Origin of the sequence: Barnesiella intestinihominis YIT 11860 (genome assembly GCF_000296465.1) — a bacterium.
Lineage (GTDB): Bacteria > Bacteroidota > Bacteroidia > Bacteroidales > Barnesiellaceae > Barnesiella > Barnesiella intestinihominis.
On record NZ_JH815203.1, the window covers coordinates 542,438 to 556,099 of the forward strand.

Annotated in this window: 11 protein-coding genes; 5 read left to right on the forward strand and 6 right to left on the reverse strand. The window is 42.4% G+C overall.

What is annotated here, in order from left to right:
• The first annotated feature begins 83 nt into the window (after positions 1–83).
• Positions 84–1,139, forward strand: a complete 1,056-nt coding sequence (locus tag HMPREF9448_RS02275) for an endonuclease/exonuclease/phosphatase family protein (RefSeq protein ID WP_008860964.1) — start codon at positions 84–86, stop codon at positions 1,137–1,139.
• 69 nt (positions 1,140–1,208) lie between these two features.
• Here HMPREF9448_RS02275 and HMPREF9448_RS02280 read toward each other — a convergent pair whose 3' ends face one another.
• Positions 1,209–2,093 carry a T9SS type A sorting domain-containing protein gene (locus HMPREF9448_RS02280; RefSeq protein WP_157260317.1) on the reverse strand — a complete coding sequence of 295 codons (885 nt, stop codon included), beginning with the start codon at positions 2,091–2,093 and terminating at the stop codon, positions 1,209–1,211.
• A gap of 284 nt (positions 2,094–2,377) precedes the next feature.
• Here HMPREF9448_RS02280 and HMPREF9448_RS02285 point away from each other — a divergent pair, with 284 nt between their 5' ends.
• Complete coding sequence (locus HMPREF9448_RS02285) at positions 2,378–3,295, forward strand: bile acid:sodium symporter family protein (protein WP_008860966.1); 918 nt, start codon at positions 2,378–2,380, stop codon at positions 3,293–3,295.
• A 78-nt stretch (positions 3,296–3,373) separates the two neighbouring features.
• Here the strand turns inward: HMPREF9448_RS02285 and HMPREF9448_RS02290 are convergent, their stop codons facing one another.
• Positions 3,374–4,732: a DNA recombination protein RmuC gene (locus HMPREF9448_RS02290; RefSeq protein ID WP_008860967.1), complete on the reverse strand. Its 1,359-nt coding sequence runs from the start codon at positions 4,730–4,732 to the stop codon at positions 3,374–3,376.
• A 6-nt stretch (positions 4,733–4,738) separates the two neighbouring features.
• Complete coding sequence (locus tag HMPREF9448_RS02295) at positions 4,739–5,623, reverse strand: SGNH/GDSL hydrolase family protein (RefSeq protein WP_008860968.1); 885 nt, start codon at positions 5,621–5,623, stop codon at positions 4,739–4,741.
• A gap of 187 nt (positions 5,624–5,810) precedes the next feature.
• Between HMPREF9448_RS02295 and HMPREF9448_RS02300 the strand changes: the two genes are divergently transcribed.
• The 3 genes from HMPREF9448_RS02300 to HMPREF9448_RS02310 all read left to right on the forward strand — a co-directional run bounded on the left by HMPREF9448_RS02300 (position 5,811) and on the right by HMPREF9448_RS02310 (position 8,672).
• On the forward strand, positions 5,811–6,269 hold the full coding sequence (locus HMPREF9448_RS02300) for a DUF695 domain-containing protein (protein ID WP_008860969.1): 459 nt from the start codon (positions 5,811–5,813) through the stop codon (positions 6,267–6,269).
• 32 nt (positions 6,270–6,301) lie between these two features.
• The gene (locus HMPREF9448_RS14080) at positions 6,302–7,321 is read left to right on the forward strand and encodes a leucine-rich repeat domain-containing protein (RefSeq protein ID WP_008860970.1); all 1,020 of its coding nucleotides are present in this window, start codon (positions 6,302–6,304) and stop codon (positions 7,319–7,321) included.
• Positions 7,322–7,514: 193 nt separating this feature from the next.
• A complete protein-coding gene (locus HMPREF9448_RS02310; RefSeq protein ID WP_008860971.1) occupies positions 7,515–8,672 on the forward strand; it encodes a leucine-rich repeat domain-containing protein in 1,158 nt (385 codons plus the stop codon).
• A gap of 421 nt (positions 8,673–9,093) precedes the next feature.
• Here the strand turns inward: HMPREF9448_RS02310 and HMPREF9448_RS02315 are convergent, their stop codons facing one another.
• From HMPREF9448_RS02315 to HMPREF9448_RS02325, 3 genes are all read right to left on the reverse strand, one after another.
• A complete protein-coding gene (locus HMPREF9448_RS02315; RefSeq protein ID WP_008860972.1) occupies positions 9,094–9,822 on the reverse strand; it encodes a YebC/PmpR family DNA-binding transcriptional regulator in 729 nt (242 codons plus the stop codon).
• A gap of 33 nt (positions 9,823–9,855) precedes the next feature.
• Entirely contained in the window at positions 9,856–12,315 is a 2,460-nt protein-coding gene (pheT, locus tag HMPREF9448_RS02320) for a phenylalanine--tRNA ligase subunit beta (RefSeq protein WP_008860973.1), read from the reverse strand.
• Between the two features lie 133 nt (positions 12,316–12,448).
• Positions 12,449–13,393: an RluA family pseudouridine synthase gene (locus HMPREF9448_RS02325; protein ID WP_008860974.1), complete on the reverse strand. Its 945-nt coding sequence runs from the start codon at positions 13,391–13,393 to the stop codon at positions 12,449–12,451.
• Between the last annotated feature and the right edge of the window lie 269 nt (positions 13,394–13,662).

Here is a 13,662-nt window from a genome sequence, read left to right on the forward strand (position 1 = left end):
TCGCTTATTTGTCAAATTAGAGTTATCTTGCGCCACATTTTAATTTAAGTCGAAAATTTCAAAAACAAAATTCCACACGAACTATGAAAAAAATAGGATTCTTGCTATTAGCCGTATTCTTGACAGGAGTGACTGTTACACAAGCACAAAAGAAACAATACGCTATATATGCGGTAGCATTCTACAATCTTGAAAACCTGTTCGACACGATTAATCAGCCGAATACGAACGACGAAGAATTTACGCCTTCGGGGTCGTACCGTTGGGGCGGATTAAAATATCGGAATAAACTCAACAACCTAGCTTATGCGATTAGCAATTTTGCCACAGACAACAGCAGCCCGTTCAAATTAAAAAACGGACCTGCCGTTATCGGCGTATCGGAAATAGAAAACGAACAAGTATTGGAAGATTTGATTCATACCGGCGAATTATCCAAACGAAACTATGGAATCGTACATTACGACTCTCCCGATTTTAGAGGAATCGATGTGGGTCTTATATACGACAAAGACCAATTTACACTCGAATCGAGCCGTAGCGCACGACTTCATACCCCTCAATTCCCCGACCTACGTACTCGCGACCAATTAGTTGTTTCGGGAATATTGGCCGGCGAACGGGTACACTTTATTGTCAACCACTGGCCTTCAAGACTCGGCGGAGAAAAACAATCGAGCCCAAAACGGGAAGCCGCTGCCGCACTGACCAAACATTTGGCTGACTCTCTTTTAGCGGCCGACCCCGACTCGAAAGTCATCATTATGGGCGACCTCAACGACGACCCGTCGAACCGCAGTTGCAAAACCGTATTAGGGGCCAAAAAGAAACAACAAGAAGTTCAGGCTGGCGGATATTTCAATACCATGTGGGAAATGTTCGACAAAGGCATAGGCACGTTGGCTTATAACGGTTCTTGGAACTTATTCGACCAAATTATTATTTCGGGGAACCTGTTAGGTAAAGATCGCTCCACCTTGAAATATATCCGGTCGGAAGTATTCAACCGGGATTTTCTAAAACAAAAAGAAGGCAAGTACAAGGGTTATCCTTTGCGAACCCATGCTGCGGGAGTTTATCTAAATGGTTACAGCGACCACTTCCCCACTCTCATCTATTTAGCCAAAGAGATAAAATAAATAAAGCTCGAAACACAAAAAGAGGGGTGATATTGTTTTCTATCACCCCTCTTTTCATTTTCTCCGGAATTAAAATATAACACGACGAGTTATCCTATCTTCATTCGATGACAATACGATAACATAAATTCCTCTGGGATAATCGGCTGTCGACAAAACAATCTTCCCCCGACCATCTAAGTATTCACACCAAACCATACGACCAGAAATATCGACTAATTCGATCATTCGAAATTTTGTATCATTCACAGCAATCTCTAAATTTCTGCCATTTCGAATGATAACTATATCATCATCTCTATCCACCTCTTCAATTCCGCTATAACAAGGATCATTCACCGCATCCGACGTTTCATATTCGATGTTACCGTCAGGACCTTTGACATAAACCAATTTATCCTGAGTATCCAACCCACTCACATCGGTAGAACAACCCGGGCGCAGCAAATCACCGTCTTCTACTCCTATCCCTTCTATCCACAAGACCTTATCTCCCGTCCAAAATCGCTGCCGAAGTGTATTGGCGATCTCTACCGTATCAATTTTACTAATTGTCGAAGATACGGATTTCTGAGTAATCCAATCGAAACGAGTGATGGTCTCACCCTCCTTTACTCCGAAATCATAAATAAGATATTCCCTATCACACAAACTCTCGACAGGCATAAGGAGTTTATTAAAAGTTATATAAACCTGTTTCCCGGATTCTCGGATAAAAGCCAAATTTTCATCGGCCGTCTCCGAACAAGACTTAAAAGTGTAAAACTTTTTATACGCAATGTTATTGACAATGGTATCGGCTTGTATCAGATTTCGATAATAACTCTTTCCGAATAATTGCTGGGAATATCCCCACTCGACACCGTCTCGCACCAAAGGGATATATTCATAATGCGCAGCTTTTATATTCCCGACCACAGCGAACAAAAGAACTAACAACGTAATTTTTCTCATAATTATCACTTTTTCTTTAAGGTAATGAAATAATTTATTTGTAAAAATAATATATATCATTGAATGAATCTATTTTTATTCAATCTTTTTACCGAGATTGCGATTTCTACAAAAACATGAAAATAGACTGTAACCCTACGCAACCAAATAAATTGGTTTCTGCTCTCATTTGCACCATCTTTGCGCAGGATGCGAAAATAGGCTACATTCGGCAAAGTCAAGCGAGCTTGCTTTTGCCCTCATTTGCACTATCTTTGCATCGAATTTTCAAAAGGGATTGCCCCATGACTCAGAAAGCGAAAACTTATATGCTACCCGTCGCAATGGCTACCGGAAGTTTGGCGGGATATTTACTCCCCGACCTTACAGCCCGATGGGCTACACTTCTGGCCCCTATCCTTATTTTTGCTATGCTGTTGGTTACCTACTGTAAAATTTCCCCAAACGATCTACATATAAAACCTCTACACGGCTGGCTTCTCGCTGTTCAGATTATCGGTGGATTAACCATATTCGGTGCGCTTTATTTTTGGGATCCTATCATAGCGGAAGGAACTTTCATCTGCCTTTTCTGTCCCACAGCGACAGCCGCTCCCGTCATTACCGGAATGCTCGGAGGAAATGTCCCGACACTAATTTCATACAGTCTAATCAGCAATATGGCTGTGGCCATTTTATCGCCGATTATTTTTTCGTTCATGGGAATACATGCCGACATCTCTTTCTTCGACGCTTTCCTGACTATATGCAGTAAAGTGTTACCACTGCTTATCCTACCCTTAGGAGTGGCAATCCTCTTACGACAATGCCTACCCAAAATCCACACGGTACTGAATAAGCGGCAATCTCTATCGTTTTACATGTGGGCAGTTTCGCTTTTTCTTGTAGTGGGCAAAGCGGTCACATTCATCATCGGACAAGGGAGGGAAGCTATACCTCTCGAAATCGCTATCGCCCTCCTCTCTTTGATCGTTTGTATAGGACAATTTTATATAGGGCGAAAATTAGGTGGACGATACGGCGATAAAATTTCAGGAGCGCAAGGATTGGGACAGAAAAACACCGTGCTTGCCATTTGGCTGGCACTCACTTATTTGTCGCCTATCACATCGATAGGCCCGGCATCATATATCATCTGGCAGAACAGCATCAATAGCTATCAACTTTACTTGAAAGAAAAGCAGACAATGAAAGGCTCTTAGAAACTGTTTTCATTTTTTCAAATCGAATCTTTTCCGGTCGAACGACCTCAAAACTATTCCAAATTCAAACATAAAAAGCTAATTTTCCTCTTCCTCCTCATTCACCGCCGGAAGATTCTTTTTCGCTTTCACCCCCATGACTTTAAGTTTCTCTACACGTCCTATCAGATTTCCGTTGCCGGTTTTCAGTTTCTTCATGGCATCGGTATAAGCCATAGCCGTCGTATTCAACGATTTACCAATCTTCTCCATATCATCGACAAAACCGGCGAACTTATCGTACAATTTTCCGCCCTCCTCGGCTATATCGATTGCATTGCGGGTCTGCTTGTCCCGTTGCCACAAATCGGCTACGAGTTTCAGTGCGGCAATCAAATTTGTCGGGCTCAACAAAAGCACCTTCTTTTCATAGGCATATTGCCACAAAGCGTGATCGGCCTGCATTGCAGCCAGATAGGCAGCCTCGTTGGGAATAAACATCATTACATGATCGCCTTTCCCGACATAATCTTGATAGCTCTTCCCGGCCAGCTCGTCTATATGTTTCCTCACCGATACCAAATGCTGCTTCAATGCCAATCGAGCTTCGTCGGCATCTTCCGCATTGACGTAATTGACATAAGCCGTGAGAGATACTTTCGAGTCGATCACCATTTGATGATTTTCTCCACCGGGATAACGGATAATGACATCAGGACGCATCTTCCGCCCATCGGAGCCCTGTATGGTATGCCCCTCTTCGTCTCGCAAAGTTTCCTGTCTGAAATATTCCCGATCTTTTTCAAGTCCCGATTTTTCGAGAATACTTTCCAATATCATCTCCCCCCAGTCACCCTGTATTTTGGAATCTCCACGCAGAGCATGAGTCAGCTGTTTTGCCTCCTCACCTATGGATTCGCTTCTCTCTACCAGTTCTTTAATCTGTTCTTTCAACGAAAACCGTTCGCGAGCCTCATTATTATAAGTTTCTTCCACGGTCTTTTTAAATCCCTCCAAACGCTCTTTCAAGGGATTGAGTATTTCGGCGAGACGTTCGTGGTTCATCTCGGAAAAACTCTTCGATTTCTCCTGCAATATCTCGTTAGCCAGTACCTTGAACTCGTTGTTCATCTCTTGCCGGATACGTTGGACTTCCTGCTTTTGAACTTCCATATTTTCGGAAAGCATTTGATTACGAGCTTGTAAATCGCCTTTCTCACGATTGAGTTTCTCTCGCTCCCGATTAGCAAAATCGAGTTGTGCCTGTACCTCGGCCAACCGCGCCGTACAGCTTTTCACCTGCGCCTCCAACACACCGTTGCGTACCTTCAAGTCAGCCGCCTCGCTTTCGCGTACCGCCAGCGACTGCTGCCACCCTTTACGACTCGAATTATACACGACAAAAAATACCACGGTAGCAACCAAAGCCACCAATATACCAACCCCTACTGCTATCATAATGATCTAATCTATATTCAACACCTCAAAAAATCGTTGTGCAATCTGCTCGAACCCGTTATTACCCGGATGAGAAGCGATATCCTTATCGGTAGTTATCGTTTCATATCCTTGCCAAGTCAATGTTTTAGCCTCGGCATTATCGCTATAACTTTCCGTTTGCACAATGGCTTTGTATTTCTTTCCACCGACATTAAAATCTATTTGTAACCGATTATCCGACAACACGGTATAACGAGTATAATTCAAGGACTGAGAGGTCGGGTCCACACGGGTGATAACCGTACCTATCAAACTGCGATTACCGGCTTTGTTAATGCCGTCTATCGCTACGAGGGTCACGGCATATTGTTTACACGCATTTTTTACAGACTTGATGACACTATTCGATACATACCAGCCATAAATCCACACGATACGAGCCCGAGGCGCATAGGCTTTTATGGTTGCTATCAGCTCTTTTGCCCCTTGCTCGAAGGCCTCTCTTTTTCTCGATGTATTTACATTATCGCCAATCTGTATAACGACCAAATCCAAATCGTCCCTCAACACGGGGCACAATCTATTATCCAACCAATTCATCTGTTGAGCCCGGTTTTCACAAGCCTCAAAATCGACTCCCGATAATTTCGTATCGGTATAGGCTGGATTGGCTTTTAAAAACTTTCTTTGGATAACGGCATGATAATCGCTCGTCGAGTCGGTCGCATTCATTCCGAAAGCGCCATTACCCAATAGCAAAGAATTCCCGATAAACAGGGCCTTATCAGGCATTTCAAATTTTCCATGATCGAAAATCAAGTCGGTTAGTTCCTCTCCAAAAAATTTGTCGCACGAGACCATCGTTATCGACAAAATGATAAGGCATAAGTAAGAAGAGAAATATTTCATAAGCCTATACAAACAATTGTATTTGAACAATGTGACAACAAAGATATTAAATAACACGAACAGAGGCAAACGAAAAAATCATTCCCGCATAAATATTCTGCATCACACCTCTACAAACAGACGATAAATTTCACTATTCACACTTTTATAATTACTTTTGTACAAGTAACCGACAAAATTCCAACGCATGAAATTAGGAGATGTATGGTTCTCGGCCATTGCCGAAGCCGAAAACAGTGACCGCATGATTGTCGTTTCGGGACGTACCGAGATAGAACCGTTCATTCAATCGGGCAAGTTCAAAGAACGTGTTGAAATCACATGGAAATACGAGGCCGATAGTAAAGGTATGCCCAATGAGACTACCGGGAAACTGATGGAAGAAGTGCAGACCGTATTGAAACAGGCTATGGAAAAAGATAAACTGGCCATTTTCACAGGAATCTATACCGGAGACGGCGAACGCACATGGGTATTTTATACCCGCAATATACCGGCATTCGGACGTATGCTCAACGAAACTCTCGCTCCGTTCGAAACGTTACCTCTCACCATCTATACCGAGAAAGACCCCGAATGGAACGAATATCGGGAAATGTGCGAGCTTCAAGATCAGGATAATGACGATGAAGATCTCGATGAATGAAAGCGATACGGCATTGAACGTCCATTCGCACAATGAAAAAAGCGCTCTTACATATAGGCATATTCATTCTGTTTTCGGCTCAAATGGCATGCTCACATGGAGAAGACGAACCGGAAGATATTACTACTATCTCTGTCAATAAACCGGGCTCCCTATCTGAAATCATCGCGCCGAGCCAACGAGGCAGTATTACTAAATTAGCCGTAAAAGGATCTCTAAATTATAGCGATATTTCCTATATCCGCCAAATGCCGGAATTACTTTACTTAGATGTAGGAAACGTCGTACTGCCCAACAACTACTTCCCAGATAATGCCATTTCCAGCCATGAAAAATTAGAGGCCGTGATTCTCCCTGTATCGCTCAATTCTATCGGAGCATCGGCATTTCGATGGTGCGAAAGGTTGCAAGCCGTCCGCCTGCCCAAAAAACTTAAATCCATCGGAGCGTATGCATTCGCCGGCTGTATCAATCTGTACGATATAGAATTACCCAACTCTTTGCTATATCTCGAAAAATATGCCTTTTCCGGTTGTAAAAGTTTATATACCTTGAAAATACCATCGAAATTACAACGTATATCCGACTATACTTTTTCCAAATGTATCAGCCTTACCGAAATAAAAATACCGGGAAATATCCGGGAAATAGGGTATAAATCATTTTCGGGTTGCAGCGGACTCCGAGAAATTAGCATCCCCTCGACTGTCAAAACAGTAGGCATCGGAGCCTTTGAAAATTGTACCGAATTAAAGGATATATCCTTGCCAACGACTCTTACCGAAATCAATTACTACACATTCTCAGGCTGTACCAGTCTCACTACTCTTACTCTACACAGCAAGCTCACCGCTATCAACAACTATGCTTTCGCCGGATGCAAAAGCCTTACTGAAATACATTGTAAAAACAGCAACCCGCCTTTAATCGGAGAAAATACATTCCGAGACGTAAACCGCATCGGCTGTAAAATATTCGTCCCGTCGAAACGAGCGAAGAAAAGTTATAGTACAGCCCTCTATTGGAATGAATTTACCATTTATATAGAATGATGCCTACTGTTCTTTATTCGAATCAATTATAATGAACAGAAATTATAATACTAAAAAACGTATTTTTATCAAATCAAGATTTTAATTTATAATTTTTTCATTATATTTGCACTAAATATAAAAAACAATCTGCTCCATCAACCAACAGAACATACACTATTTATATTCTTGTAAAATCCTAAACGATAAAGCCATGAAAAATACATTACTTCGAACAGTCGTTATCTTCGTCGCTCTTTGCATTTATCCCAGTATCCACGCTTATGACTTTGAATATGACGGATTCTATTACGACATTACCTCCGATTCGACAGTAAGTGTCACCCATGACCACGGAGATTTTTATAAGGGCGATATTTCCATACCCAATCAAGCTACGCATAATGGGAAGACTTATCAAGTCACGACTATCGAAGCTAATGCCTTCAAAGGGAAAGAACAACTAACTTCTGTACACATATCGAATAGTATAGATTCTATCGGAGATTATGCCTTTTGTGCCTGTCCCCTACTCACACAAGTCTCGCTCGGAGAGGGAATCACCTACATGGGCAACGATATTTTTAGAAGCTCAGGATTAACATCTATTACCATCACCCGTAATGTATCTCAAATCGGCCTCTCTCCTTTCTCTGCATGTACCCAATTAACCGAAATCAACGTAGATGAGGCAAACCCTTATTTTTCTTCATTAGACGGAGTATTAACAGACAAAAACAGAACTACAATCGTTGCATATCCCGCAGGAAAAGGGAAGCGTTATATCATACCCGATGGAATCACGAAAATAGGGACACATTCTTTTTTCGCCTGTTATCCAATAACATACATTCATATACCCAATAGTGTGAAAACTATCGAACTTTTCGCATTCGCCTCATGCACAGATTTAGACACGGTCATATTGGGCAATAGTGTAGACTCTATTGAAGTAGCTGCGTTTCGTATTAACGACCGACTAAAAACCATTTATTCTATGAATCCAATTCCTCCCGCAGCACATACCGGAGCATTTGATTCATTTAACTCCTTTTTCATTCAATGCACTCTGCACGTACCTGCCGGTAGTTTACAAGCCTACAAAAATGCAGAAGTATGGAAAAATTTCAAAAACATCGTGGAGAATGATTTCACAGGGATAGAACGATCCACACCGAACAAAGCAAAAATTTTCGGAAATAAGAATAGCATTGCATTTCGAAATATCGAACCGGGTACAGATATAAGTATCTACGACACAACCGGGAAATGTATAAAAACATTTGCAATGGACGGAGACAGCGAAATACCCCTCCCCAGCGGTATTTATCTAATCAAATATGCTGGGAGAACCGTAAAAATAATATTATAATCAAATAGGCTCAGTAGAAAATCGGTGAGAGTAAACATGAATTTTAGCGAATGCGATGGATTTACATTTCTCCTTCTCCCCTGCCGTGTCCCGTAGCCTTACGGGGTGCTACGTCAACAGTATAGGAAAGAGACCGAAGAAACGGCAGTTTCTGAGGAGAGGGGTTGAAAAGATTTCATGAGTTTTTTGGGCTATAAAGATTAACCTCTCTGTCCGACGGACACCTCCCCTATATTTTGCTATGCAAAACACAGGAGAGGAGAATAATACCTTCCTATATATCGTTAGATTATATAAAAGTACAATCCCCTCTGATTTCCTACTGAGAACCTATAAAGGAAAAATGGCACTATAAATAAAAAGAGATGTTCGGTAAAACATCTCTTTTTATTTATTCCACAAGACAGTTGTACTTCTATTTTTATTCTTCGTCTTCCTCTTCTTTCATATTGTGGAAAACATTTTGTACATCTTCGTCTTCCTCAAAACGTTCGATCAACTTTTCGATAGAAGCGCGTTGTTCGGGTGTTACATCTTTCACATCGTTAGGAATACGTTCGAATTCGGCACTGACGATTTCATAACCGGCCTCTTCGAGATGGTGTTGGATATTATTATTCTCCGAAAACTCGCCATAAAGTACGATTTCTTCCTCATCGGCCTCCACTTCATCGACTCCATAGTCAATCATTTCAAGTTCGAGATCCTCCACCGAGACACCCTCTTTGGGTTTGATATGAAACACACATTTGTGGTCGAACAAGAAAGAAAGACTACCGGTCGTTCCCAACGATCCTCCGGCTTTATTGAAATAACTGCGCACATTGGCGACAGTACGGGTCGTGTTATCGGTAGCTGTTTCTACGACGATAGCGATACCGAAAGGACCGTATCCTTCATAAACCACCTCCTTATAATCGCCAGCATCTTTCGACGAAGCTTTTTTAATAGCCCGTTCTACATTTTCTTTCGGCATATTCGCCGCTTTGGCATTCTGCATCAATACACGCAGACGCGGATTGGCATCGGGATCGGGGCCACCGGCTTTAACGGCAATAGAAATTTCTTTCCCAATTTTCGTAAATGTACGGGCCATATTGCCCCACCGTTTCAATTTTCTGGCTTTACGATATTCAAAAGCTCTTCCCATAGGATATCTTTACTTATATTTTATTAAATCGAATTATCTTAGCTGTGCCTCCAATTTCTGTTGAAGATTGGCTATAATTTTATTCATGATAGCATCTATCTGCTTATCGTTAAGCGTCTTATTCTCGTCTTGAAGAATAAACGAAACGGCATAGGACTTCTTACCTTCGGGGAGGTTCTTCCCTTCATAAACATCGAAGAGATAGACCTCTTTGAGCAATTTACGCTCGCTTTCCCGAGCCACTTTCTCGATATCGGTAAAAGAAACCGCCTGATCGACCAACAAAGCCAAATCCCGTTTCACCGCTTGAAATTTAGGCAATTCACTGTACAATACCGTATGTTTCGCAGCCATTTTCATTAGCGAATCCCAATTCAACTCGGCAAAAGAAACCTCGACATCGATATCGAAACGTTTGAGTATCTTATGCGAGACAAGCCCTATCTTTCCAAGTATCTTTCCTCCCCGGTTGCTATAAGTCAAGGCTACCGAGTAAATCTCGTCGCTTGTCTGTGTCGCAATAATATCACCGGCGATTCCAAGACGGGCAAAAATATTCTCCACATAAGCCTTCATTTCGTAAACCGAAGATTTCTCATCGGCATGCGCCCAGCTTCCTTCCACCCGATTACCGGTCTGCCACAAAGCGAAATGTTTTTCTTCGGAATAGCCCGACAAAACTTTCTCTTCATTATGAGCCTCCGGATCAAAGTAATAACAATTACCACATTCGTAAAAACGCAAGTTGGCCCGACGACGATTTATATTGTGTGAAATACTTTCCAATCCACCGAATAAAAGGGTTTGGCGCATTACATTCAAGTCATTGCTCAACGGATTAAGCAAAGCTACACAATGCGCACGAGGCCAAACTTGCAAATCGTCGTAATAAGCGCCACAGGTTAATGAGTTGTTCATGATTTCATTAAACCCGCACCCCGTGAGCTGTTCCGAAACTAAATTTTGGAACTGGTGACTTTGGTCGGTAACAGTCTTATAAGAAAGGCTGGAATGTACCCGATCGGATATTTCGACATGATTATATCCATAGATACGAAGTAAATCTTCTATAACATCGACATCTCGCTGTACATCGACCCTATATGTAGGAACTTGCAACGAAAGTTCCTTTTCTGTTTCAGAAACGATCTTTATTTCAAGACTGTTCAATATGCTCTTGACCGTATCGGCCGGAATATGTTTCCCGATGAGAGTATCGATTTTTTCATACGTAAGGGTTACAGGGAACGGAGCTACCGGATTGGGATATATATCCACAACTTCACCGCAAATCTCACCTCCGGCCAATTCTTTCACCAATAGAGCCGCCCGTTTCAAAGCATATAGAGTATCATTAGGATCGACACCACGCTCGAAGCGGAAAGACGAATCGGTATTCAATCCTTGACGGCGAGCTGTCTTACGCACCCATGTGGGATTAAAGCAAGCCGACTCCAAGAAAATATCGGTCGTATCGTTGGTTACACCCGATTTCAAACCGCCGAACACACCGGCGATACACATCGATTCCTTCTCATTACATATCATTAAGTCGTTGGAGGTCAACGTACGCTCTACCTCATCGAGTGTGACGAATTTCTCACCCTCTACGGCAGGTTTCACGATGACTTTCCCTCCGGCAATTCGATTCAAATCAAAACAATGCAGCGGTTGTCCGGTAGCATGGAGTATATAATTAGTAATATCCACCACATTATTGATCGGACGCAATCCGATAGCAGACAAACGTTGCTTCAACCAATCGGGACTTTCTGCCACTTTCACATTCCGCATCGTCACTCCGCTGTACCGGATACATGCTTCATGGTTCGCTACATCGACATCGATCCCGCCCTCTTTTCTATCGATAGCGAAATCATTTACCGACGGTCTGTGCAATCCGGCATCTTTACCCCTTTGTGTCAAATAAGCAGCCAAATCACGGGCAACGCCATAATGCGAAGCTGCATCGATACGATTCGGGGTAATATCCACTTCGAGGACATAATCGCTCTTTATATTATAATAGTCTTTGGCCAGTGTGCCGGGCTTTACCTCTCCCGGCAACACGATAATGCCATCGTGCGAAGTTCCTATACCTATTTCGTCTTCGGCACAAATCATACCGAAAGATTCCACTCCGCGAATCTTCGATTTTTTAATCGTAAAACTTTCTTCACCACTATACAAAACAGTACCCAACGTAGCCACTACCACGTATTGTCCCGCCGCGACATTCGCAGCTCCACACACGATTTGAACAGGCTCGGATTCCCCCAAATCCACGGTCGTAATGTGCAAATGATCTGAGTTGGGGTGTTCCTCACAAGTGAGAACCTTACCGATAACCAGCCCGTTAAGGCCGCCCTTGATGGTTTGCACCTCTTCAATTCCACCGGTCTCCAAACCGATAGAGGTGAGAGCTGCCGAAAGTTCCTCGGGAGAAAGGTCAAAATTCACGTAATCTTTCAACCAATTATACGAAATATTCATAACGAACTAATTTTATCTTCTTTCTAAAAAACGCCGAAAAAGCCTTGAAAAAGCTCTTCCGAAAATTTTGCCAAAGTTAATAAGAAACTGTTTAAAAAGCCAAGCTATCGACTAATTTAAAAGGTTCTAAAAGCTATTTCTCAGCAGTATTTATTCTATTTGTCCCCGATGTTATCGACAAGAATCGAGCCGGTATGGGAGTCTCGAAATTCATCTCACGCCGTGTTACCGGGTGAGCAAAGCGTAATTTAACCGCATGTAGAGCCACACGTCCCAAAGGACTGCCATGCGCACCGTATTTGCGATCTCCGATAATACTATGACCGAGATCGTGCATGTGAACCCGTATCTGATTTTTACGTCCCGTCTCCAAATCGAGTTCTACCAACGAAAAACGGCTGTTACCTCCCAATACCTTATAACGAGTAATCGCCAACTGCCCCTCATCGGGATTATCGGTCGAATAAACTTGGAAAGCCGCATTTTCGGTCAAATAGGAACGAACCATTCCCTCGGGTTGCTCCATCACGCCCTCTACTACTGCTACATATTTACGTTCCAATACGATATTGTGCCAATTATGCTGCAACTGTTCCTGTATTCCTTTGCTTTTGGCAAACATCATCAAACCCGACGTATCCCTGTCGAGACGATGCACGATGAACAGCTTGTTCTCCGGGTTCTGGGATTTCACATAATCGCTGAGTATACTATATGCCGTTCCGGTCTTTATACGTTCTGTCGACATCGAAAGCAATCCATACCCCTTATCTATGACAATGATATACTCATCTTCATAAACCATCTTCAAACGATTGTGTTTAAACACACTGAAACCTCGCTTAAAATTAATTTTCAATTCGTCCCCAACATGCAACATCGTGTCGAATTGGGTAACCGGCATATCATTGACAGCGACTTGCCGGTGAGACAGATAAGATTTGACTGTCGTGCGGCTTTTGTCTCCAAACAAAGTCAATAGATAATTCAGCAATGTATCGTCGTGCTCTACTTTGAAACGCTTGATATCTTTTTCGGAAAACCGACGTAAAGGCCGTTTATCGGAAGGTTGGCGCATATTATTTATTTTTTGTGCAAAGATAGTGTAAACCAAGAGCAGAAACAAATTTATTTGGAAATGCCGAAGTATAACCTATTTTCGCATTAACACGGTCCTATAAAAAACAGTGGGGATAGACATAAATTTTGGCGAATGCGATGGATTGCATTTCTCCTTCTCCCCTGCCGTGTCCCGTAACATTACGGGGTGCTGCATTAGCAATATAGGAGAGACACCGAAGAAACGGCAGTTTCTGAGGAGAGGGGTTGAAAAGATTTTATAGACTT